The organism is Siccirubricoccus sp. G192, assembly GCF_019084075.1.
Lineage (GTDB): Bacteria > Pseudomonadota > Alphaproteobacteria > Acetobacterales > Acetobacteraceae > G192.
Genome location: NZ_JAHREN010000001.1, coordinates 1,633,503 through 1,654,421 on the forward strand (window position 1 = coordinate 1,633,503; position 20,919 = coordinate 1,654,421).

Below are 20,919 nucleotides of genomic sequence, written 5' to 3' on the forward strand. Positions count from 1 at the left end.
TCTCTTGCGCCGGCCGATTCAGCCCTCTGGGCGCCAGCGCCCTCCGGCCATCGGGCGGTTCAGCCCGGCGGCACCATCCGGCCGAGGCGGCGGCCGCCGAAGATATGGACATGGAAATGCCCGACTTCCTGCCCGCCATCGGCGCCCATGTTGGACAGGATGCGGTAGCCGCCGGCTTCCAGCCCCAGTTCGCGGGCCACGGCGGAGACGGCGCGCCAGAAGCCGGCGATCGTCTCGGCGGGCGCGGCGGCGTGGAAATCCGCGGCGCTGACCCATTCCCCCTTCGGGATCACCAGCACATGCACCGGCGCCTGCGGCGCGATGTCATGGAAGGCGAGGGCGTATTCGTCCTCATGCACCCGCTTGCAGGGGATCTCGCCGCGCAGGATGCGGGCGAAGATATTGCCGGGGTCGTAGGGCGGCAGGCCGGAGATGGACATGGCGGCGATCCCTCCTGGAACATTTTCCGGCCAAGTCTGCGCGGTTGGCCGCAGACAATGTGACCGAAAACAATCAGAAGGGCTTCCCGTGAGCCTGGACGAGCGGGAAGCCCTTTGGTCAGGGCAGCTTGCTGGTGCGGGCGGCGCGGACAATGCCCTTCGGCCGGGCCGCCTTCTCGGCGATGCCGCTGATGCCCTCCCGCCGGCGCAATTCGGCCCAGACCTCCTCCGGCCGGATGCCGGCATCCACCCAGACCACCAGCAGGTGATAGAGCAGGTCGGCGGATTCCAGGATGGTCCCGGCCCGGTGGCCCTGCGTCGCCTCGATGACGCATTCCACCGCCTCCTCGCCTAGCTTCTGGGCCACCTTGGCGGTGCCGCGCGCCAGCAGCCGGGCGGAATGGGAATTGGTGGTGTCGCCCGATTGGCGCCTGGCCTCCACCGTCTGCCAGAGCCGGTCGAGCACGGGGGCGCTGCCTGGCGCATCGCCGGCGGGCGCGATCTCCAGCGGGCGGAGGTGGCTGGCCTCGGCCCGGCGCACCGATTTGGGCGGCTTCACCGGCACGGCCGGCAGGGCCGGCGGCAGCGGCAGGGCGCGGGAGATCGGCGCCGCCTTTCCCGCCGCTTTCTTCTTTGCCTTGGCGGGCTTCGTCTTGGTGGGTTTCCCCATGCTCAGGCTGCCTCCGCCTGGCCGGGGACGGGCCGCACCGGCAGCCCGGCCGCGGCCAGCGCCGCCTTGGCATCGGCGACGCGGAACTCGCCGTAATGGAAGACGCTGGCCGCCAGCAGCCCGCTGGCCCCGGCCCGTGCCCCCTCCACGAAATGCCCGACCGTGCCGACCCCGCCCGAGGCGATGAGCGGCACCCCGGTCGCCGCCCGCACCGCCCGCAGCAGGTCGAGGTCGAAGCCGGATTTGGTGCCGTCCCGGTCCATCGAGGTCAGCAGGATCTCCCCCGCGCCGGCCGCCGCCATGCGCCGCGCCCATTCCACCGCATCGAGTCCGGTGCCGCGCCTTCCGCCATGGGTGAAGACCTCCCAGCGGCCAGGGCCGCTGGCGCGGGCATCCACCGCCACCACGATGCACTGGCTGCCGAAGGCCTCCGCGGCGCGGGAGACCAGCTCGGGCTCGGCCACGGCGGCGCTGTTGATGCTGGCCTTGTCGGCGCCGGCCAGCAGCAGGCGGCGGATATCCTCCACCGAGCGGACGCCGCCACCGACGGTCAGCGGGATGAAGACCTCGGCCGCGGTGCGGGCGACCACGTCCAGGATGGTGTCGCGATTCTCGTGACTGGCCGCGATGTCGAGGAAGGTGATCTCGTCCGCGCCCTCCCGGTCATAGGCGCGGGCCTGTTCCACCGGGTCACCGGCATCGCGCAGCGCCACGAAATTGACGCCCTTCACGACGCGGCCGTCCTTCACATCGAGGCAGGGTATGACGCGCAGCGCGAGCACCGGATCACCTGTGGAATTATCGGCACCGCGGCGGGCCGCGGGGGCTTCCGCTTGCCGCCGAAGCGCCCTCGGGTCAAGCGACTTTGCTGCGCCGGATCAGCGCACCAGTTCCGGTGCCGCCATCGGCTCCAGGCCGGTCCGGGCGATGGTGTCGCGGGCGGCGGGCGCGGAGAGGAAGCGAATCAGCGCCCGCGCCGCCTCCGGCTGCTCGGCCTTCGCGGCAAGGCCGGCCGAGAAGACCGTCACCTGCTGCAATTCCCGCGGGATCAGCCCGACATAGTCGATGCCCTGGATGGGCAGCAGTTCGCTGACCTGCTGGAAGCCGATCTCGGCCTCGCCGCGCGCCACCACGCTGCCGACCCGCTCGCTCAGGATGCGCCGGCTTTTCGGCATGAGCTGATCGGCGAGGCCCAGGCGTTGGTAGAGCTGGGTGGAGATGTAGACGCCGCTGGCACTGGCGGAATAGGCGATCGAGCGCGCCTCCAGCAGGGTCCGCTTGAATGCCTCGACCGAGCTGATGTCGGGCCGCGGCGCGCCGGCGCGGACCGCCATGCCGATGAGGGATTCGGCGAGGTCGACGCGGCTGCCCGGCACCACATGGCCGGCCCGGACCAGGGCTTCGAGCCCTTCGGCGGCCAGGATCACCACATCCGCCGGCTCCCCGCGCCCGAGCCGCTGCGGGATGGCATCCGGCGCATTGCCCATGGAGGCGCCGAGCGCGGTGGAAAGGGTATGGCCGGTGGCGCGCTCGAATTCCGGCCCCAGCACGCGATAGGCGGCGGTGAAGCCGCCCGAGGTCATCACCCGGACCTCGGCGGCGCCCGCCGCGCCGGCCAGGACCAGCAGGCCGACTAGGCCGAGCGCCAGCGCCCGGCGACCCATCGATAGCATCCGCATGGCTTGTTTCCCCCCGGGGCAACGAGGGAAGGCTAGACCTGCGCCGCCGGTTCCGCCATGGCCACGCTACGCCCCCGCCAGCGCCAGCGCCCGCACCGGATCGACCCGCCCGTCATAAAGCGCGCGGCCGATGATGACGCCCTCGATCCCCTCCGCCGCCACCGCTGCCAGCGCCGCCAGGTCGTCCAGCGAGGCGACGCCGCCCGAGGCGATCACCGGCAGCGTCATCGCGCGGGCCAGGGCCAGGGTGGCTTCCAGGTTGACCCCGCCCAGCATGCCGTCGCGGTCGATATCGGTGTAGATGATAGCGGCGGCGCCGGCATCCTCGAAGCGCCGCGCCAGGTCCAGCGCCGGCATGGTGCTGACCTGCGCCCAGCCCTCGGTCGCCACCAGCCCCTTGCGCGCATCGATCCCGACGGCGACGCGGCCGGGATGCGCCTGGCAGGCGGCGCGGGCGAATTCCGGGTCCTTCAGCGCCGCCGAGCCCAGGATCACCCGCTGCACCCCGCGCGAGAGCCAAGCCTCCACCGTCGCCATGCTGCGGATGCCGCCGCCCAATTGCACGGGCAGGCCGGGCACCGCACCCAGGATCGCCTCCACCGCCGCGGCATTGGCCGGGCGGCCGGCGAAGGCGCCGTCGAGGTCCACCACATGCAGCCAGGCGAAGCCGGTGGCGGCGATTTGCGGGCCTGCGCGGCGGGCTCCCCGGAATAGACGGTGGCCTGCGCCATGTCGCCGCGCTTCAGCCGCACCACCTGGCCGCCCTTGAGGTCGATGGCGGGATAGAGAGTCAGCGCCATCTCAACCGACCTCCAGCCCCATCACCTGCCCGGTGCTGCGGCCCCGGCCGGGTTCGAGCAGCTTGTAGTAGAAATGCCCGGCGACCGTCTGGCCGCGCACCCTGGCATAGGCGGGGTGGGTGCCCCAGCGGATATAGCCGAGCCCCTCGAAGACCCCGATCGCGATCTCCTGCGTCTCCCGCACATCGAGATTCAGCACCCGGTGGCCCAAGGCCGCGGCGCGCTCCTCCACCCGCCGGATCATCAGCCTGGCCAGGCCGTGGCCACGGCCATAGGGGGCGATATAGGCGTGGGTGAGGCTGGCGGAGAATGCCTGCGCCTCGTTGTTGCGGGGCGGGCGGACCAGTTGCGCGCTGCCCACCACCAGCCCGTCGAGCCGCGCCACGAAGAGCTCGCGTTCCGGCACCAGCATGGCGCCGCGGAAATGCCGCTCCAGCGCGGCCCGGCCCTGCGGCTCCACCCAACCGAAGCCGCCGCCCTCGATGATCGCGGCATCGGTGGCCTCGCAGAGCTCCGCCATCTCGTGTTCGGATAGTTCGGTGACGCGGTCCACCCAAAGCTCGGTTTTCCTGGACGCGGCGCTGCTCATCGGCGTCTTCCCGCTCATGGTTCCCATTTCAGGAAATTCGCAAGGATGCGTAGGCCCACGGTCTGGCTTTTCTCCACATGGAATTGGGTGCCGGCGACATTGCCCCGGGCCACCATGGCGACGACCCTGCCGCCGTAGTCGGTGGTGGCCGCGACCTCATGCTCCGCCGCGCCACGGAGCGCATAGGAATGCACGAAATAGGCATGCTCGCCCGGGCGGACGCCATCCAGCAGCGGGTGCCCTCCGGCCGGGAAGTCCAGCGTGTTCCAGCCCATCTGCGGCAGCGGCAGGGCGGCGCCATTGGGCCCGCGCGGGGCCATGGGCGCCATCTCGCCGGTGATCCAGCCGAGGCCGGGGGTCACGCCATGCTCCAGCCCGCGCTCGGCCATGATCTGCATGCCGACACAGATGCCGAGCAGCGGCAGGCCGCGGCCGCGCACCCTCTCCTCCAGCGTCTCCACCATGCCGGGCAGCGCCTGCAACCCGCGCATGCAGGCGGCGAAGGCGCCCTGGCCGGGCAGGATGACACGGTCGGCCGCCGCCACATCGCCGTGATGCCGGGTGATGGCGGCGGCGATCGGCACCTCCGCCATGGCCGAGGCGCGTTCCAGCGCCCGCAGCACCGAGGCCAGGTTGCCCGAGCCCGGGTCCACCACCGCGATCCGCCGGGTTGCGCTCATGCCGGGACGGCCCTGCGCGGACCGGTCTTGCCCAAATCCGTCCTGCCGAGCGCCGCCTGGGCCCAGATTCCGGCGAGATCCGGCCGGGCATCCAGCAGCCGGGCCAGGGCCAGGTCCGCATTCGGCGCCACCACCACATGCGGCTGCGCGTAGCCGCGCCGCGCCAGGGCGCGCCGGCGCAGGTCCTGGGCATGCGCGCCGAGGAGGAATTGCAGGGCCACCGCCGCCACCGGGCCGGCCGGCGGCGGCAGGAGCAGCACCAGCAGCAGCACGGCGGCGACATAGATCAGCGCCTCCAGCCAGAGCCGATGCAGCAGCAGCCAGGGCAGGGCGAAGAGGAAGGCGCCCCAGGAGAAGCCCTCCGGCACCAGCACGGGCGGGCGCGCCCGGCGGGATGCCGCGGCAGGCGCATGCACAGTCCAGACGCGCATCAGCCCTCCAGCACGCCCTTGGTCGAGGGCACGGAATCGGGGGAGCGCGGGTCGGTCTCCACGGCCATGCGCAGCGACCGGGCCAGCGCCTTGAAACATGCCTCAGCGACATGGTGCGCGTTGGTGCCGGCCTTCAAGGTGACATGCAGGGTCACACCTGCGTTGAGGGCGAAGGCGCGGAAGAACTCCTCGAACAATTCCGTGTCCATCTCCCCGACCTTGTCGCGGGCGAAGGGCACCGACCAGGCGAGGAAGGGGCGGCCGGAGATGTCCACCGCGGCCTCCGCCAGCGCCTCGTCCATTGGCAGCAGGGCCTGGCCGTAGCGGCGGATGCCGCGCTTGTCGCCGAGCGCCGCGCGCAGGCACTGGCCGAGCACGATGCCGACATCCTCGGTGGTGTGGTGGAAGTCGATATGCAGGTCGCCCCTGGCTTCCAGCGTGAGATCGAACAGCGCGTGCCGGGCCAGCGCGGTGAGCATGTGGTCGAGGAAGCCGATGCCCGTGCTGACCTCGGCCTTGCCGGTCCCGTCCAGGACCAGCGTGGCGCGGATGGCGGTTTCCGCCGTGGTGCGGGCCAATTCGGCACGGCGGGAGGGCGGGCTCAATCCTGGGTTGCGGTCGGCGTCCATGCACCGGGGTTTAGCCCCGTGGCGGCGGCTTGGCGAGGGGCCGCCGCTATGGAGCAGGCTTCCTGCTGGGGCAATTTAGATCGGAGCAAGCGGAGTTCATATTGGAGAGCGAGAAAACGGCATAGTTTGGAGCCGAAGGCGTAATTTCTGATAATTAATTTTGAAACCTCTTTTGATAATTGAATGCATATTTTTCTGCACTTCTTGTTCACTCTCAAATTCTAATGTCGATTCGGCCGCTATCAAAAAAGCCTGCTGATAAACAAAAGAAAACTCTTCAGCTTTATTCTCAAGTAGTATTCTAATTTGTTTTAACATATTTACCATTCGGTCGCGCTCTATAATTGTGTCGCTCTTTCGGTCAGAAATATCCTCCTGTGTGGCCGCACAGAGTGCCAGTATGGCGAAGTACATGCGATATATAGATTTGTCTTCGTCAAAAAATCTTTTGAAAAGTTCAGCGAATGGTGTGCCTTTTAAGGACTGATTGCATAGCTCTGCCGCTTCCTGTGTGCGTTTTGTAATAAGAAACATGGTGGCAAATACGTATTTCTCGACCTCTTCATTACTTATAAGCGCCTCAAGAACATCATAACGGATGTCAACGTAATTGTAGCCAAAAATATTGCCAGGCCTTGTAGAAAAAAGTCCGAGGTATAGATACTTGATTTCCTCATAGTCAACGTGATCTTGGTAAATTTCGTTAAGAATAAGGCGTGCGGTAGCTGAAATGCCCTCTTGGAAACCGTATCCCAGGTCGTTTGCTGCTCGTCGCAACAACTGGGGCCGCAAAAATTTTGCTAATTTTAGCTCTATTTGCCGGATGTTGTTTTGAGAGTTTGCGGTTTTGGTGATCTCCCATGCATCATTCGTTTGCACCACTTTCAAGGCGATACAACAGTCATCGGCTACGTCAGAGCTGAGGGCCAAGCACATTGTCGTTTGACATCCGTTGACGATACTAGCGTCAAATAAATGCAAAGTATGCTGGCCATCTGGTCGCACTGAGGCCGCGCGTAATACAATCCCGTTATTTCGCTCTAACATTCGTGCGGGCTGTTCCCGAATTGTCCTGGTTATCTCTTCGTTAACTGTGACCCGCTCTTCCTGCTTGCTGTTCGGCGATGTTCCTATAAAATCTCTTATATTTTCGAAGAATAGCGCCTCACCAAATTCTGCATGCAAGCGTTTGATGTCGGCGCCCTTGACTATCCCGAGAAAAGCATTTCCAGCATTTAACCATCCAGCAGCGGAACTTATTTTCAGCTCAGTTGGAACGGCGTGTGCACGGAAGTAGTGCTGCCTAAGCATTTTCAGCAAATCAGGTCCGTGGAAAATTTCAATGCGGCCTTGCCTGCTAAGTTCTTCAAAATACGCTTTGGACGCCAGCTCACTCTCTCGATAGGAGCGAAGAATTTCTGTTAGATCAGATGATGTGACAATGATAAAATGCAGGCTTTTGTTTTCATCAATGTCAAACAATAAGCCTTTCGAATGCGCTGTTTTTTTTGCGCTCATAACTTTGGAATTTACTAATTATGCTGTCGAATTCAATTTTTTTGCCGAATTCTATACTTTGATTGACCTATTAGTATTTCCCCATCCTCGTTGGGCGCTGATATAAGATCAGCGCCCTCGTCATGAGTCTGCTTTTTTGATAGCTGTATTTCGTGGAAATGTTTCCCTTTTTCCGTGAGGGGAATGATCTTAAGAGCCACACTCACGAACGTGTCGCCTCGCTCTTTGCTCGACCGCTCGGAGAAATGGGCTTCGAGATGGTCGGATAGGCTCTGGGGCGACTGAAGGAAAGCGGGAAGGCGTGTGGCGTCCACTGCAAGCTCCGTCGGGCCAATCCTGCCCAGGCTATCGGTCATCCCCGAAAGGGGCAACTAAGTTGCCCCTTGAAACCACGCCTGCACATGAGGCCATTGCCGAACGTGGTTCAGAGCTTCTGAATCGCCGATCTGCCTGGCCCCGCAGTCGAGCGCTACCCATCCACCGTTGCTAACAGCCTTACGAGAGCCCAAATCGGGGCCATGTCTTCCGAACAACGCGACCCGGGCCGTGACCCCCTGGGGTGGCACGGCACCACCATCCTCTGCGTCCGCAAGGGCGCCCAAGTCGCCATGGCCGGCGACGGCCAGGTCTCGCTCGGCCAGACGGTTGTGAAGGGCAATGCCCGCAAGGTCCGGCGCATCGCGCAGGGCAAGGTGCTGGCGGGCTTCGCCGGCGCCACGGCCGATGCCTTCACCCTGCTGGAACGGCTGGAAGCCAAGCTGGAACGCTTCCCGGACCAGTTGGAGCGCGCCTGCGTCGAACTCGCCAAGGACTGGCGCACCGACCGCTACCTGCGCCGGCTGGAGGCGCTGCTGGCGGTGGCCGATGCGAAGCGGTCCCTGCTGCTGACCGGCCAGGGCGATGTGCTGGAGCCGGAGGATGCCATCATCGGCATCGGTTCGGGGGGCAATTACGCGCTGGCCGCGGCGCGGGCGCTGGTCGACGTGCCGGACATCACGGCCGAGGAGGTCTGCCGCCGCGCCATGAAGATCGCCGGCGACATCTGCGTCTATACCAATGGCAACGTCACCCTCGAAGTGCTGGAAGCGGCCTGAACGATGCCCATCGAAGCCGTGAACCTGAGCCCGCGCGAGATCGTCTCGGAGCTCGACCGCTACATCGTCGGCCAGAACGACGCCAAGCGCGCCGTGGCCATTGCGTTGCGCAACCGCTGGCGCCGGCAGCAACTGCCGGAGGGCATCCGCGAGGAGGTGGTGCCGAAGAACATCCTGATGATCGGCCCCACCGGCTGCGGCAAGACCGAGATCGCCCGCCGCCTGGCGCGGCTCGCCAACGCCCCCTTCCTGAAGGTGGAGGCCACCAAATTCACCGAGGTTGGCTATGTCGGCCGCGACGTGGAAAGCATCCTGCGGGATCTGGTCGAGGTCTCCATCACCCAGATGCGGGAGCAGGCCCGCAAGGACGTCCAGGCCAAGGCCGAGCTTGCCGCCGAGGAAAGGCTGGTGACGGCGCTGGTGGGCGAGGGCGCCAGCGGCGAGACGCGGATGAAATTCCGCCGCATGCTGCGCGAGGGCCAGATCGAGGACCGCGAGGTCGAGGTGCAGATCGCCGATGCCGGCGGCGGCATGCCGATCGGCATGATCGACCTGCCCGGCGCCCAGGGCCTGCAGATGCAGAACATGCAGGACATGCTGGGCAAGATGTTCGGCGGCGGCCGCACCAAGCCGCGCAAGATGACCGTGGCCGATGCCCGCGTGGCGCTGGTCCGCGACGAGGCGGACAAGCTGCTGGACCAGGACGCGCTGACCCGCGACGCGGTGGCCAATGCCGAGAACAACGGCATCGTCTTCCTCGACGAGATCGACAAGATCGCCCGCAGCACCGGCGAGGGCGGCTTCCGTGGCGGCGACGTGAGCCGCGAGGGCGTGCAGCGCGACCTGCTGCCGCTGATCGAGGGCACCACCGTCACCACCAAGCACGGGCCGGTGAAGACCGACCATATCCTGTTCATCGCCTCCGGCGCCTTCCACCTCTCCAAGCCCTCCGACCTGCTGCCGGAATTGCAGGGGCGGTTGCCGATCCGGGTCGAGCTTGCGGCGCTCACGCGCGAGGATTTCCGCCGCATCCTGACCGAGCCCGAGCATTCGCTCATCAAGCAATACGTGGCGCTGCTGGGCACCGAGGGGCTGACGCTCGACATCACCGGGGATGCCGTGGACGCGGTGGCCGACCTCGCCGCCGACATCAATGCCCGGATCGAGAATATCGGCGCCCGCCGCCTGGCCACGGTGCTGGAACGGCTGCTGGAGGAGATCTCCTTCAGCGCCAGCGACCGCGGCGGCGAGGCGGTGCGAGTGGACGCGGCCTATGTGCAGGAGAAGGTGGCGCCGCTGGCCAGCAGCGCCGATCTCAGCCGCTACATCCTGTAGGGCGCGTTATAACTTCCGTATGGACGGGACCGGGGCCAGGGCGTTATAACTCCCGTGGAAACGGAGGGCTCTGGCCATGGCGACCTTGAAACTGCGGGCAATAGGCAATTCGGTGGGCCTGGTGCTGCCGAAGGAATTGCTGGCCCGGCTGAACCTGGCGGAGGGTGACAGCCTGCATGTGGTGGAGCAGCCGCATGGCAGCCTGTTGCTGACCACCCTCGATCCGGAGGTCGAGGAGCAGGTTCGGCTCGGCCGCGAGTTGATGAAGGAATACCGGGAGACCTTCCGCGCGCTGGCCAAATGAGCGCCGAGCCGAGGTGGCTGTCGAAGCAGGCCCTCCTGTTCCTGCACGCCGAAAGCCTCGCGGCTTTCGGCGGGGCGGCCGGTCTCCGCGATGAGGGCTTGCTGGAAAGCGCGCTGGCCCGCCCGCTGAACCTCTTCGCCTATGAGGGCGTCACCGATATCGGCCGGCTGGCTGCCTCCTACGCGGCAGGCATCGCCCGCAACCACCCTTTCGTGGATGGCAACAAGCGGGCGGCCTTTGCCGCGGCCGGCGTGTTCCTGAAACTGAACGGGTTCGACCTGACTGCCGACCAAGCCGTGGCGACCGCTGCCATGCTCGACCTCGCCGCCGGCGACCTGCCCGAAGATGGTTTCGCCGCCTGGCTGCGCGACAACCTGCGCCCGCGCGGCTGAATCGAACATCCGGCCGGGTTCCGGCGTTGCCGCTGCACCGCCCAGAAGGACCGAGCATGACCGAACCCGCCCAGCTTCCCGTGCCCGCCGGCCTGCCGCACGACGCCCGCGAGGAGCTTGCCGCCGCCACCGCGATCCTGGAAGGCGTCTCGTTGCCGGTGCGCCTCGCCAGCCTGGTCGGCAGTTCGGTGGAGGCGCTGAAGCGCCGCCTGCCCGGCCCGGCGCAGCGCCTGATCGAGGATGCCGTGCGCCGCGCCCTGGAGGCCGCCCTGGCCGCGGCGCTGCGCAGCGAGCCCGGCCGCAACCCCACGCCGCTGCCGCAGGCCTGGCTGCATCGCGGGCTGCTGGCGGCCTCGGGCATGGCCGGCGGCGCCTTCGGCCTGCCGGGGACGCTGCTGGAATTGCCGGTCTCCACCAGCCTGCTGCTACGCCAGATCGCCGCCGCCGCCGCCGAGCAGGGCGAGGACCTGGCCGACCCCGCGACGGCCGCGGAATGCCTGAAGGTCTTCGCCCTGGGCGGCCGCGAGCCCACGGACGATGCCAGCGAATCCGGCTATTTCGCCATGCGCCTGGCCCTGACGGAAGCCCTGAAGGGCACGGTGGGCCGCAGCCTCGGCCATTTGCTGCCGGGCTTCATCGGCACCATCGCCGCCCGCTTCGGCGGGCCGGTCTCGCTGAAGCTCTCGGCCCAGGCGGCGCCGGTGGTGGGCGCCGCGGCGGGGGCGGCGGTGAACCTGGCCTTCCTGGAGCATTTCCGCACCATCGCGGTGGCGCATTTCACGGTGCGGCGGCTGGAGCGGCGGCACGGCGCGGCGCTGGTCCGCGCCAGCTACGAGGCGCTGCGGCCGCAGCCGGGCTGAGGGCGGCCCGATGACCGGAGGGCCGCAGGGCCCAGAGGCCTGAATCGGGCTGCAGAGACGACCCGATGACCGGAGGGCCGCAGGGCCCGGAGGCCTGAATCGGGCCGCAGATACAAGGCGGCCCCCGCCCGCGGCACCGGCTTCAGCCGATCTGCACGATCCGCCCGCCATCCACCGGCAGGGCGACGCCGGTGATGAAGCCGGCCTCGTCGCTGGCCAGGAAGAGCGCCGCATTGGCTACGTCCCAGGCGGTGCCCTGCTTGCGGCGCAGCGGCACCTTGGCGTCGCGCTCCGCCGCCACCTCGGCGCGGCTCCGCCCGGTGGTGCGGGCGCGGGTATCCACCGCCATGGGGGTATCCATCAGCCCGGGCAGGATGGTGTTGCAGCGGATGCCGTATTCGGCGTTCTGGATCGCCACCTGCTCGGTATAGGCGATCATCGCTGCCTTGGTGGCCTTGTAGGTGACGTAAGGGTAGCTCTCCACCGCCGCCGCCGAGGAGATGGACAGGACCACGCCGGAACGCTGCTGCCGCATGACCGGCAGCGCGTGCTTCACGGCCATGACGAAGCCGCGCAGGTTGAGGGCGGTGATGCGGTCGAAGGCTTCCTCGGTGATCTCGGTGGGCGAGGCATCGCCGCCGGCCAGCGACACGCCCACATTGTAGTGCAGCACGTCGATCCGGCCCCAGAGCCGCATCGCCTCCTGCATGGTGGCGGCGAGCGTGGCCTCCCGCGTCACATCCGCCTGGAAGGCGGCGGCTTCCCCGCCGGCCTCGCGGATCATCGCCGCCGTCTGCCCGGCCGAGCCGAGGTCGCGGTCCACGCAGAGCAGCTTCGCGCCTTCCTCCGCGAAGCGCAGCGCGGTGGCGCGGCCATTGCCGAGCCCCTCGCCGGGGCCCTGCCCGGCGCCGATGATGATGGCGATCCTGTCCTTCAGGCGCATGCCGCGTCTTCCCTCCCGATGCCGCGGGCACCAGGGTGCGCGGCGGCGGCGGGCTTGGCCAGGGGGTATCCGCCCCGGGTCAGAATTCCCGCGGCGGGCGGGGGCGGCGGGGCGGGCGGGGGCCGGTGCCGAACTGCTCCTGCGGCGGGCCGCGGCGCTCGCGCGGCGGCGGCGGCGGGGCGGCCAGCTCCGCCTCCAGCTCCTTGATCTTGCCGTTGATCGAGGTGCGGAGATCGGCCGAGGTATGCGGCTTGAGGGAGCGCAGCGTCTCCTTCAGCTCGGCGAGCAGGCGCACCTTCTCCTCGCGGGTCCGCTTGAGCGGGCGGTTATCGGAGAACTGGCCGTCATAGGAGCGCATGGACTTCTTCCGCTGCAACGTAGGGTAGCGCGATTGTAGCACGCACCCGCCGGCAAGTCAGGCTTCGGGATCGACCCACCACGCAGCGGGCCGATCCATCGAAGGCCCGGCGACTCAGATGTCCAGCATCAGCCGGCGCGGGTCCTCCACGCCTTCCTTCACCCGGACCAGGAAGCTGACGGCTTCCTTGCCGTCCACGATCCGGTGGTCGTAGCTCAACGCCAGGTACATCATCGGGCGGATCTCGATCTTGCCACCCACCACCATCGCCCGGTCCTGGATCTTGTGCATGCCGAGGATGCCGGATTGCGGCGGGTTCAGGATCGGCGTCGACATCAGCGAGCCGTAGATGCCGCCATTGGTGATGGTGAAGCTGCCGCCGGTGAGTTCCTCCAGCTTGATCTGGCCGTCGCGGGCGCGCTTGCCGAAGGAGCCGATGGCCTTCTCGATCTCGGCGAAGCCCATCGCCTCGGCATGGCGCAGCACCGGCACCAGCAGCCCGTTCGGGCCGCCGACCGCGATGCCCATATGGACGAAGTTCTTGTAGACCACCTCGTCGCCGTCGATCTCGGCATTGACCGCCGGGAACTCGCGCAACGCCGCGACACAGGCCTTCACGAAGAAGGACATGAAGCCGAGCCTGACGCCGTGCTTCTTCTCGAAGGCATCGCGGTATTCGGTGCGCAGCGCCATGGCCGCGCCCATGTCCACCTCGTTGAAGGTGGTGAGCATGGCGGCGGTGTTCTGCGCCTCCTTCAGCCGGATCGCGATGGTGCGGCGGAGCCGGGTCATCTTCACCCGCTCCTCGCCCGCCTCGGCGGCACGCGGGGCCTTCGCCACGGGGGCGGCGGGTGCGGGGCGGGCCAGGAAGTCCAGCACGTCGCCCTTGCTGATGCGGCCATCCTTGGCGGTGCCGGTGCCGATCTGCCCGGCGGTCACCTGGTTCTCCGCCATCAGCCTGGCGGCGGCGGGGAGGGGGGGCATGGGTGCCGGGGACGGAGACCGGCCCATGCGGCTCGCGCGGCGGCTCCACCCGGGGCTGCGCCGGGCCGGCGGCAGGCTTCGCGGCGGCCGGCTGCGGCGGGGGCGCGGCGGCGGGCTTGGCAGCGGGCTTCTGGGCCGTCCCGGCCGCGGCCGCGCCGATCACGCCGAGCAGGGCGCCGGGCGCCACCTCGGCGCCCTCATCGGCGGAGATGCTCTCGATCACGCCGGCGGAGGGGGCATTCACCTCCACCGTCACTTTGTCGGTCTCGAGCTCCACCAGCGGCTCATCCGCCGCCACGGCCTCGCCGGCCTTCTTCAGCCAGCGCGCCACGGTGGCGCTGCTCACGCTTTCGCCCAGGGTGGGCACCAGGATATCGGTCGCCATCGTCCTATTCGCCTTCTCGCGGATCGCCGGGGTCAGAGACCGAGCGCCTCACGCACCAGGGTTTCCTGCTGCTGCTGATGAACCTTGGCAAGGCCGGTCGCCGGGCTCGCCGCCGCCTCGCGGCCCACATAGTCCGGCCGCTTCGCCTTGATATCGAGGGTCTTCAGCACGCCCTCGACCCGCCGGTCCATATGGGTCCAGGCACCCATGTTCTCGGGCTCCTCCTGGCACCAGACCACCTCGGCATTGCGGTAGGGCGCCAGTGCCCGCGCCAGGCTATTGGCAGGGAAGGGGTAGAGCTGTTCCACGCGGATCAGCGCCACATCCTGCACGCCCTCGTCGCGGCGGGCCTGCAGCAGGTCGTAATAGACCTTGCCGGTGCAGAGCACGACGCGCGTCACGGCCTCCTCCGGGGCGATGGCGTCGCTCTCCGGGATCACGTAGCGGAAGGCGCTGCCGGGGCCGAACTCCGCCAGGCTGCTGACCGCCAGCTTGTGCCGCAGCAGGGATTTCGGCGTCATCAGCACCAGCGGCTTGCGGTAATTCGCCTTCAACTGGCGGCGCAGCGCGTGGAAGTAGTTGGCGGGGGTGGTGAGGTTGCAGACCCGCATGTTGCGCTCGGCGCAAAGCTGCAGGTAGCGCTCCAGCCGGGCCGAGGAATGCTCCGGCCCCTGGCCCTCATAGCCATGCGGCAGCAGCATCACCAGGCCCGACATCCGCAGCCACTTGGTCTCGCCCGAGGCGATGAACTGGTCGATGATGACCTGAGCGCCATTGGCGAAATCGCCGAACTGCGCCTCCCACAGCACCAGGGTGTTCGGGTCCGCGAGCGTATAGCCGTATTCCAGGCCCAGCACGCCTATTTCGGAGAGCAGGGAGTTGAAGGCTTCGAACCGCGCTTGGCCCTCGCGGATATTATTCAGCGGCACGTATTCCGCCTGGGTGTTCTGGTCGATCAGCACGGCATGGCGGTGGCTGAAGGTGCCGCGCTGCACATCCTCGCCGGAGAGCCGCACGCGGTGCCCGTCCAGCAGCAGGGTGCCGAAGCCCAGCGCTTCGCCGGTGGCCCAGTCGATCCCCTCGCCGCTCGCGATCGCCTGACGCTTGGCCTCGAGCTGGCGGACGATCTTGGGATTGGTGGCGAAGCCCTCCGGCGCCCGGGCCAGCGCGCCGCCCACCTCGCGCAGCTCCTCCAGCGAGACGGCGGTGTCGTGCAGCTTCTCGACGTCATCCTCGGAGCCGGCGGATTTCAGCCCGCTCCAATGGCCTTCCAGCCAATCCGCCTTGTTCGGCTTGAAGGTCTGGGAGGCCTGGTAGGCTTCCTCCATCTTCTGATTGAAGGCATCCAGGATCGCCTTCGATTCCTCGGCCGGCACCGAGCCCTCGGCCGCCAGCCGCTCGACATAGAGGGTCCGGGTGGTCTTCATCTCCCGGATGCGGCTGTACATGATCGGCTGGGTGAAGGCCGGCTCGTCGCTCTCGTTATGGCCGTGGCGGCGGTAGCAGACGATGTCGAGCACCACGTCGGTGGAGAATTCCTGGCGGAACTCGGCGGCCAGGCGCGCGGCGAAGACCACCGCCTCCGGGTTGTCGCCGTTCACGTGCCAGATCGGCGCCTGCACCGATTTGGCGATGTCGGTGCAGTAGAGGCCGGAATAGGCATGCGCCGGGACGGTGGTGAAGCCGATCTGGTTGTTGGTGACGATATGCACCGTGCCGCCGGTGCGGTAGCCGATGAGCTGGCTCATCGCCATGGTCTCATAGACTAGGCCCTGGCCGGCGAAGGCGGCATCGCCATGCAGCAGCACGCCCATGACGGAGTGCCGCCCCTTGGTGTCGCCCGCCATGTCCTGGCGCGCGCGGACCTTGCCCACCACCACCGGGTCCACCGCCTCCAGGTGGGAGGGGTTGGGTTGCAGCGAGAGATGCACCATCCGCCCGGCGATCTCGACATCCGTGCTGGTGCCGAGGTGGTATTTCACGTCGCCCGAGCCCTGCACGTCGTCCGGGTTGGCGCCGACACCCTTGAACTCGCTGAAGACCTGGGTGAAGGGCTTCTTCACCACATTCACCAGCACGTTCAGCCGGCCGCGATGCGCCATGCCGATGGCGATCTCGTTCGCGCCCGCCTTGGCCGCGGTCTCGATCACCGTCTCCAGCGCCGGGATGGTGGTCTCGCCGCCTTCCAAACCGAAACGCTTGGTGGAGACGTATTTCTTCGCGCAGAAGGCCTCGAAGCCCTCGGCCTCGGTCAATTGCTCCAGGATCACGCGCTTGGCGGCGGTGTCGAAGGCGCTGGTCCAGGGGGGCGCCTTCCATCCGGTGCTGGATCCAGGACTTCTGGTCGGGATCCTGGATATGCATGAACTCGACGCCGATCGGGCCGCAATAGGTGGCCCGCAGCACCGCCATGATCTCGCGCACCGTGGCGGTTTCCAGCCCCAGCACGCCGGCGATGAAGATCGGCCGGTCGAGATCGGCCTCGGTGAAGCCCCAATTCTCCGGGTCCAGCTCCGGATGCGGCTTGATCTGCTGCAGGCCGAGCGGGTCGAGCTGCGCCTCCAGATGCCCGCGCACCCGGTAGCTGCGGATCAGCATCAGGGCGCGGATGCTGTCGCGCTGGGCATGGCGGATCGCCTCCGGGTCGGCCGCGGCCGCCTTGCCCTTGGCCGGGGCCTCCGGCACGGGGGCGAAGCCGCCACGCGGCCGCGGCGCCCAGGAGGCGCCCATGGCATCGCCCAGCACCGCGCGGGCATCGTCGTCGAGCGCCGCGAAAAGCTCGGCGAAGGAGGGATCGACGCTGTCCGGCCGCTCCGCCCAGCGGGCGTAGAGATCGGCGAGGAAGGCGGCGTTCGCCCCCGTCATGGCGGTTGCGAGGATGTCCACTCCGGCCATTCGTCTTCTCCGTGCCGGCCTGGGCTCAGCCGGCGTCGTTCGACTGGGTTTGTTGCGCGAGCGGCGCGCAAGGACGCACCGGATTCCAGAGATGGAAGCCCGGTGCGGGTTAACATAGGGTCTGCGGCAGGGTTGCGGCAGTAATTGCCGCGCCCCCGCCGAAAACCTAGCCTTTCAGCGCCTTCACCATGGTCGAGCCCAGCGCCGCCGGGCTTTCCGCCACATGGATGCCGGCCTCGCGCATCGCCTCCATCTTCGCCGCCGCGGTGTCCCGGCCGCCGGAGATGACGGCGCCCGCATGGCCCATGCGCCGGCCGGGCGGCGCGGTGGCGCCGGCGATGAAGCCGACCACGGGCTTGGCCTTCGGGCCGCGATTCTCGCGCGCCAGGAATTCCGCCGCCTCGATCTCGGACTGGCCGCCGATCTCGCCGATCATGACGATGGATTTCGTCTCGGGATCGGCCAGGAACATCTCCAGCACCTCGACGAAATCGGTGCCCTTCACCGGGTCGCCGCCGATGCCGACGCAGGTGCTCTGGCCCAGCCCCGCGGCCGTGGTCTGCGCCACCGCCTCATAGGTCAGCGTGCCGGACCGCGAGACGATGCCGACCGAGCCGCGGCGGTGGATATGCCCCGGCATGATGCCGATCTTGCAGGCATCCGGGGTGATGACGCCCGGGCAATTCGGCCCGATCAGCCGCGACTTCGAGCCCGAGAGCGCCCGCTTCACCCGCACCATGTCGAGCACCGGAATGCCCTCGGTGATGCAGATGATGAGTGGAAGCTCCGCGTCGATCGCCTCCAGGATGGCGTCCGCCGCGAAGGGCGGCGGCACGTAGATCACGCTGGCATCGGCACCAGTGGCGCCGACGCATTCCGCCACCGTGTCGAAGACCGGCAGGCCGATATGGGTGGTCCCGCCCTTGCCCGGCGTCACCCCGCCCACATAGTTGGAGCCATAGGCGATGCCCTGCTCGGCATGGAAGGTGCCCTGGGCGCCGGTGAAGCCCTGGGTCATGACCTTGGTATTGGCGTCAACCAGGATCGCCATGGCTCAGGCCCCCTTAGCCGCGCCGGCGGCGGCCCCGTTCTTCACCGCATGCACCACCTTCTCGGCGGCATCGGCCAGGTTGTCGGCGGGGATGATGGCGAGCCCGCTCTCGGCCAGGATCTTCTTGCCAAGCTCCACATTCGTCCCCTCCAGCCGCACCACCAGCGGCACGGAGAGGGTGAGGGTCTTGGCGGCGGCGACGATGCCCTCGGCGATCATGTCGCATTTGGCGATGCCGCCGAAGATGTTCACCAGGATCGCCTTGACGTTGGCGTCCGAGGTGATGATGCGGAAGGCCTCGGTCACCCGCGCCGCATTGGCGGTGCCGCCGACATCGAGGAAATTGGCCGGGGACGATCCGTAGAGCTTGATGATGTCCATGGTGGCCATGGCCAGGCCGGCGCCGTTCACCATGCAGCCGATCTCGCCATCGAGCGCCACGTAGTTCAGGTCGTTCCTGACCGCCTCCAGCTCCTTCGGGTCCATCTCGCTGTCGTCGCGCAGCGCTTCCAGGTCCTTGTGGCGGAACAGCGCGTTGTCGTCGAAGGAGACCTTGGCATCCAGCGCCACGATCTCACCGGCACCGGTGACGACCAGTGGGTTGATCTCGACGATGGCGCAATCCAGTTCCTGGAAGGCCCCGTAGAGGGCGAGGACGAATTTCACGAAGCTGGCGACCTGCTTGCCTTCCAGCCCCAGGCCGAAGGCCAGTTTCCGCGCATGGAAGCCGGAGATGCCGGAGGCCGGGTCCACCGCGACCTTCAGGATCTTCTCGGGGTGGTGCTCCGCCACCTCCTCGATCTCCATGCCGCCTTCGGTCGAGGCCATGACGGTGACGCGGGAGGTGGCGCGGTCCACCAGCAGGCCGAGATAGAGCTCCCGCCTGATGTCACAGCCATCCTCGACATAGACGCGGGAGACCAGCTTGCCGGCCTCGCCGGTCTGCTTGGTGACGAGGGTATGGCCGAGCATGGCGGCGGCGGCGGCCTGCACCTCGGCCGGGCTTTTCACCACCCGGACGCCGCCCTTGCCATGGGGGTCGTCCTTGAAGCGGCCGGCGCCGCGGCCGCCGGCATGGATCTGCGCCTTCACCACATAGACCGGGCCGGGCAGCCTGGCCGCCGCCGCGGCGGCCTCCTCCGGCGCCCAGGCCACGCCACCCTCGAGCACGGCGACGCCGTAGCGGCGCAGCAGCTCCTTCGCCTGGTATTCGTGGATGTTCATGGGGTCATCCTGGAGCGGTGCGGGACGGACCCGCACGGCGGGAGGGCGGAGGCATGGGCTGCGGCCGGAAGCCTCAGCCGACCAGCTTCTTCGAGGCGGTGATCAGCTCCTGCACCGCGGCGCAGGACTTGTCGAAGGCGGCCTGCTCCTCGGCATTCAGCTTGATCTCGACGATCCGCTCGACGCCGCCGGCGCCGATCACCACCGGCACGCCGACATAGAGGCCCTTGATGCCATACTGGCCATCCAGCCAGGCGGCGGCCGGCAGGACCCGCTTCTTGTCCTTCAGATAGGCCTCGGCCATGGCGATGGCGGAGGCGGCCGGGGCGTAGAAGGCGCTGCCGCGCTCCAGCAGCTTCACGATCTCGCCGCCGCCATTGGCGGTGCGGTTGCAGATCGCGTCGATCTTCTCCTGGGTGGTCCAGCCCATCTTGATGAGGTCGGGCACCGGGATGCCGGCGACGGTGGAGTAGCGGGTCAGCGGCACCATGGTGTCGCCATGACCGCCGAGCACGAAGGCGGTCACGTCCTCGACCGAGACGTTGAACTCCTGCGCCAGGAAGAGGCGGAAGCGGCTGCTGTCCAGCACGCCGGCCATGCCGACCACGCGCTCCGGCGGCAGGCCGGACTTCTGCTGCATCACCCAGACCATCGCATCGAGCGGGTTGGTGATGACGATGACGAAGGCATTCGGGCAGTGGGTCTTGATACCCTCCGCCACCTGGGCGATCACGCCCGCATTCTTGCCGATCAGGTCGTCCCGGCTCATGCCCGGGGTGCGCGGGAAGCCGGCGGTGACGATCACCACGTCCGAGCCGGCGATGGCGGCATAGTCGGAGCCGCCGGTCATCAGGCTGTCGAAGCCATCGACCGGGCCGGACTGCATGATATCGAGCGCCTTGCCCGCGGCGACGCCGCCGAAGACGTCGAAGAGGACGACGTCGCCCAGCTCCTTCAGGCCGATCAGATGGGCGAGCGTGCCGCCGATATTGCCGGCGCCGATCAGCGCGATCTTGTTGCGGGCCATGTCGCGTCCTTGCAGTTTAAGGGGAGGCGGCCCGCCTCCCCTGATGAAAACAGCGCGCGCTTCCTACTCCCGCCGGGCAGGAGGGGCAAGGCGCGGCCACCCGCCCGCCTCAGAGCGGCATGCAGCGGACGATATCGTCATGGCCCTGGGCCAGGGTGGCCATGGTGCCGGCTGGGCATGCATTGGCCTGCACCCCGGCGGCCGGCGGCAGGCCCTGGGTCCAGGACATCATCTGGCCGCCGCAGCGGGCGATGCCCCGGCTGCGCCCGCAGCCGCTGCCGGCGGCATCGGGGCTCGCGAAACCGGTGCTGGCGGAGGCGGTGCGCCAGTCGCGCGAGACGGCAAGCTGCCCCCGGATCGGCTCCGCGCGCTGCACCACCGGCCGCCGCTGCCCGGCCCGGCCGCCGCGCGCCGGCAGGCGCGCTTGCTGCATCGCGGGCCGGGCAGCGGCCGGGGCCGTCGGCCGCGCCGCCCGGCTCGCTGGTGCCACGCGGGCCGCCGGGGCGCGCTGCGCCGCGGGCGGATCGCCAGGCGTCCTGGCTTGGGCGGGGGTCAAGGCGGGGCTGCCGGCCAGCACCAGGCCGAGAAGGGCGAGCATCAGACGGCGCATGAATATCTCTCTGGAAGGTGT

Annotated in this window: 20 protein-coding genes and 3 pseudogenes; 5 read left to right on the forward strand and 18 right to left on the reverse strand. The window is 68.1% G+C overall.

All coding sequences use genetic code 11. The features are described 5' to 3' along the window. Positions 1–59 precede the first annotated feature (59 nt). The 10 genes and pseudogenes from KSF81_RS07745 to KSF81_RS07790 form a co-directional block, all read right to left on the reverse strand. Positions 60–440 carry a histidine triad nucleotide-binding protein gene (locus tag KSF81_RS07745; RefSeq protein WP_217378487.1) on the reverse strand — a complete coding sequence of 127 codons (381 nt, stop codon included), beginning with the start codon at positions 438–440 and terminating at the stop codon, positions 60–62. A 118-nt stretch (positions 441–558) separates the two neighbouring features. Next, complete coding sequence (locus KSF81_RS07750) at positions 559–1,110, reverse strand: phosphoribosyl-ATP diphosphatase (RefSeq protein WP_217378488.1); 552 nt, start codon at positions 1,108–1,110, stop codon at positions 559–561. 2 nt (positions 1,111–1,112) lie between these two features. Beyond that, entirely contained in the window at positions 1,113–1,892 is a 780-nt protein-coding gene (hisF, locus tag KSF81_RS07755) for an imidazole glycerol phosphate synthase subunit HisF (RefSeq protein WP_217378489.1), read from the reverse strand. Positions 1,893–1,988: 96 nt separating this feature from the next. Next, positions 1,989–2,789, reverse strand: coding sequence for a substrate-binding domain-containing protein (locus KSF81_RS07760; protein WP_254453413.1), 801 nt, complete (start codon positions 2,787–2,789; stop codon positions 1,989–1,991). Positions 2,790–2,855: 66 nt separating this feature from the next. Then, positions 2,856–3,583 (reverse strand): annotated as a pseudogene (gene hisA / locus KSF81_RS07765) (1-(5-phosphoribosyl)-5-[(5-phosphoribosylamino)methylideneamino]imidazole-4-carboxamide isomerase). A gap of 7 nt (positions 3,584–3,590) precedes the next feature. Continuing rightward, the gene (locus KSF81_RS07770; protein ID WP_217378490.1) at positions 3,591–4,178 is read right to left on the reverse strand and encodes a GNAT family N-acetyltransferase; all 588 of its coding nucleotides are present in this window, start codon (positions 4,176–4,178) and stop codon (positions 3,591–3,593) included. A gap of 14 nt (positions 4,179–4,192) precedes the next feature. Continuing rightward, positions 4,193–4,858, reverse strand: a complete 666-nt coding sequence (hisH, locus tag KSF81_RS07775; RefSeq protein WP_217378491.1) for an imidazole glycerol phosphate synthase subunit HisH — start codon at positions 4,856–4,858, stop codon at positions 4,193–4,195. After that, positions 4,855–5,289 carry a DUF2628 domain-containing protein gene (locus KSF81_RS07780; RefSeq protein ID WP_217378492.1) on the reverse strand — a complete coding sequence of 145 codons (435 nt, stop codon included), beginning with the start codon at positions 5,287–5,289 and terminating at the stop codon, positions 4,855–4,857. The genes hisH and KSF81_RS07780 overlap by 4 nt, the downstream gene beginning before the upstream one ends. Then, complete coding sequence (gene hisB, locus KSF81_RS07785; protein ID WP_217378493.1) at positions 5,289–5,918, reverse strand: imidazoleglycerol-phosphate dehydratase HisB; 630 nt, start codon at positions 5,916–5,918, stop codon at positions 5,289–5,291. The genes KSF81_RS07780 and hisB overlap by 1 nt, the downstream gene beginning before the upstream one ends. Before the next feature lie 96 nt (positions 5,919–6,014). Continuing rightward, complete coding sequence (locus KSF81_RS07790) at positions 6,015–7,436, reverse strand: AIPR family protein (protein ID WP_217378494.1); 1,422 nt, start codon at positions 7,434–7,436, stop codon at positions 6,015–6,017. 518 nt (positions 7,437–7,954) lie between these two features. Here KSF81_RS07790 and hslV point away from each other — a divergent pair. The 5 genes from hslV to KSF81_RS07815 all read left to right on the forward strand — a co-directional run bounded on the left by hslV (position 7,955) and on the right by KSF81_RS07815 (position 11,421). Next, positions 7,955–8,530: an ATP-dependent protease subunit HslV gene (hslV, locus tag KSF81_RS07795; RefSeq protein ID WP_217378495.1), complete on the forward strand. Its 576-nt coding sequence runs from the start codon at positions 7,955–7,957 to the stop codon at positions 8,528–8,530. Positions 8,531–8,539: 9 nt separating this feature from the next. Next, entirely contained in the window at positions 8,540–9,865 is a 1,326-nt protein-coding gene (hslU, locus tag KSF81_RS07800; RefSeq protein WP_309139710.1) for an ATP-dependent protease ATPase subunit HslU, read from the forward strand. A 76-nt stretch (positions 9,866–9,941) separates the two neighbouring features. Then, the gene (locus KSF81_RS07805) at positions 9,942–10,169 is read left to right on the forward strand and encodes an AbrB/MazE/SpoVT family DNA-binding domain-containing protein (RefSeq protein ID WP_217378497.1); all 228 of its coding nucleotides are present in this window, start codon (positions 9,942–9,944) and stop codon (positions 10,167–10,169) included. Then, entirely contained in the window at positions 10,166–10,561 is a 396-nt protein-coding gene (locus KSF81_RS07810) for a type II toxin-antitoxin system death-on-curing family toxin (RefSeq protein ID WP_217378498.1), read from the forward strand. The genes KSF81_RS07805 and KSF81_RS07810 overlap by 4 nt, the downstream gene beginning before the upstream one ends. A 56-nt stretch (positions 10,562–10,617) precedes the next feature. Next, positions 10,618–11,421, forward strand: coding sequence for an EcsC family protein (locus KSF81_RS07815; protein ID WP_217378499.1), 804 nt, complete (start codon positions 10,618–10,620; stop codon positions 11,419–11,421). A gap of 142 nt (positions 11,422–11,563) precedes the next feature. Here KSF81_RS07815 and KSF81_RS07820 read toward each other — a convergent pair whose 3' ends face one another. From KSF81_RS07820 to KSF81_RS07855, 8 genes and pseudogenes are all read right to left on the reverse strand, one after another. After that, positions 11,564–12,364 (reverse strand): SDR family NAD(P)-dependent oxidoreductase, encoded by an 801-nt coding sequence (locus KSF81_RS07820; RefSeq protein ID WP_217378500.1) that lies wholly within the window; start codon positions 12,362–12,364, stop codon positions 11,564–11,566. A gap of 79 nt (positions 12,365–12,443) precedes the next feature. Next, complete coding sequence (locus tag KSF81_RS07825; RefSeq protein ID WP_217378501.1) at positions 12,444–12,722, reverse strand: hypothetical protein; 279 nt, start codon at positions 12,720–12,722, stop codon at positions 12,444–12,446. A gap of 114 nt (positions 12,723–12,836) precedes the next feature. Beyond that, positions 12,837–14,091, reverse strand: a pseudogene (odhB, locus tag KSF81_RS07830) (2-oxoglutarate dehydrogenase complex dihydrolipoyllysine-residue succinyltransferase). A gap of 32 nt (positions 14,092–14,123) precedes the next feature. Then, positions 14,124–16,986, reverse strand: a pseudogene (locus tag KSF81_RS07835) (2-oxoglutarate dehydrogenase E1 component). 166 nt (positions 16,987–17,152) lie between these two features. Then, positions 17,153–18,037, reverse strand: a complete 885-nt coding sequence (gene sucD, locus KSF81_RS07840) for a succinate--CoA ligase subunit alpha (protein WP_217378502.1) — start codon at positions 18,035–18,037, stop codon at positions 17,153–17,155. Positions 18,038–18,040: 3 nt separating this feature from the next. Beyond that, positions 18,041–19,261, reverse strand: a complete 1,221-nt coding sequence (gene sucC, locus KSF81_RS07845; protein WP_217378503.1) for an ADP-forming succinate--CoA ligase subunit beta — start codon at positions 19,259–19,261, stop codon at positions 18,041–18,043. A 73-nt stretch (positions 19,262–19,334) separates the two neighbouring features. Then, on the reverse strand, positions 19,335–20,288 hold the full coding sequence (mdh, locus tag KSF81_RS07850; protein ID WP_217378504.1) for a malate dehydrogenase: 954 nt from the start codon (positions 20,286–20,288) through the stop codon (positions 19,335–19,337). 109 nt (positions 20,289–20,397) lie between these two features. Beyond that, a complete protein-coding gene (locus KSF81_RS07855; protein WP_217378505.1) occupies positions 20,398–20,898 on the reverse strand; it encodes a hypothetical protein in 501 nt (166 codons plus the stop codon). Between the last annotated feature and the right edge of the window lie 21 nt (positions 20,899–20,919).

Bases quoted from the DNA above. Each gene is read 5' to 3' on its own strand.
- KSF81_RS07820 (WP_217378500.1), bottom strand. From the start codon at position 12,364: ATGCGCCTGAAGGACAGGATCGCCATCATCATCGGCGCCGGGCAGGGC.
- hisB (WP_217378493.1), bottom strand. From the start codon at position 5,918: ATGGACGCCGACCGCAACCCAGGATTGAGCCCGCCCTCCCGCCGTGCC.
- KSF81_RS07815 (WP_217378499.1), top strand. From the start codon at position 10,618: ATGACCGAACCCGCCCAGCTTCCCGTGCCCGCCGGCCTGCCGCACGAC.
- hslV (WP_217378495.1), top strand. From the start codon at position 7,955: ATGTCTTCCGAACAACGCGACCCGGGCCGTGACCCCCTGGGGTGGCAC.
- KSF81_RS07745 (WP_217378487.1), bottom strand. From the start codon at position 440: ATGTCCATCTCCGGCCTGCCGCCCTACGACCCCGGCAATATCTTCGCC.
- mdh (WP_217378504.1), bottom strand. From the start codon at position 20,288: ATGGCCCGCAACAAGATCGCGCTGATCGGCGCCGGCAATATCGGCGGC.
- KSF81_RS07780 (WP_217378492.1), bottom strand. From the start codon at position 5,289: ATGCGCGTCTGGACTGTGCATGCGCCTGCCGCGGCATCCCGCCGGGCG.
- KSF81_RS07805 (WP_217378497.1), top strand. From the start codon at position 9,942: ATGGCGACCTTGAAACTGCGGGCAATAGGCAATTCGGTGGGCCTGGTG.
- sucC (WP_217378503.1), bottom strand. From the start codon at position 19,261: ATGAACATCCACGAATACCAGGCGAAGGAGCTGCTGCGCCGCTACGGC.
- KSF81_RS07855 (WP_217378505.1), bottom strand. From the start codon at position 20,898: ATGCGCCGTCTGATGCTCGCCCTTCTCGGCCTGGTGCTGGCCGGCAGC.
- hisH (WP_217378491.1), bottom strand. From the start codon at position 4,858: ATGAGCGCAACCCGGCGGATCGCGGTGGTGGACCCGGGCTCGGGCAAC.
- KSF81_RS07790 (WP_217378494.1), bottom strand. From the start codon at position 7,436: ATGAGCGCAAAAAAAACAGCGCATTCGAAAGGCTTATTGTTTGACATT.
- KSF81_RS07770 (WP_217378490.1), bottom strand. From the start codon at position 4,178: ATGAGCAGCGCCGCGTCCAGGAAAACCGAGCTTTGGGTGGACCGCGTC.
- KSF81_RS07825 (WP_217378501.1), bottom strand. From the start codon at position 12,722: ATGCGCTCCTATGACGGCCAGTTCTCCGATAACCGCCCGCTCAAGCGG.
- sucD (WP_217378502.1), bottom strand. From the start codon at position 18,037: ATGGCGATCCTGGTTGACGCCAATACCAAGGTCATGACCCAGGGCTTC.
- KSF81_RS07760 (WP_254453413.1), bottom strand. From the start codon at position 2,789: ATGCGGATGCTATCGATGGGTCGCCGGGCGCTGGCGCTCGGCCTAGTC.
- KSF81_RS07750 (WP_217378488.1), bottom strand. From the start codon at position 1,110: ATGGGGAAACCCACCAAGACGAAGCCCGCCAAGGCAAAGAAGAAAGCG.
- KSF81_RS07810 (WP_217378498.1), top strand. From the start codon at position 10,166: ATGAGCGCCGAGCCGAGGTGGCTGTCGAAGCAGGCCCTCCTGTTCCTG.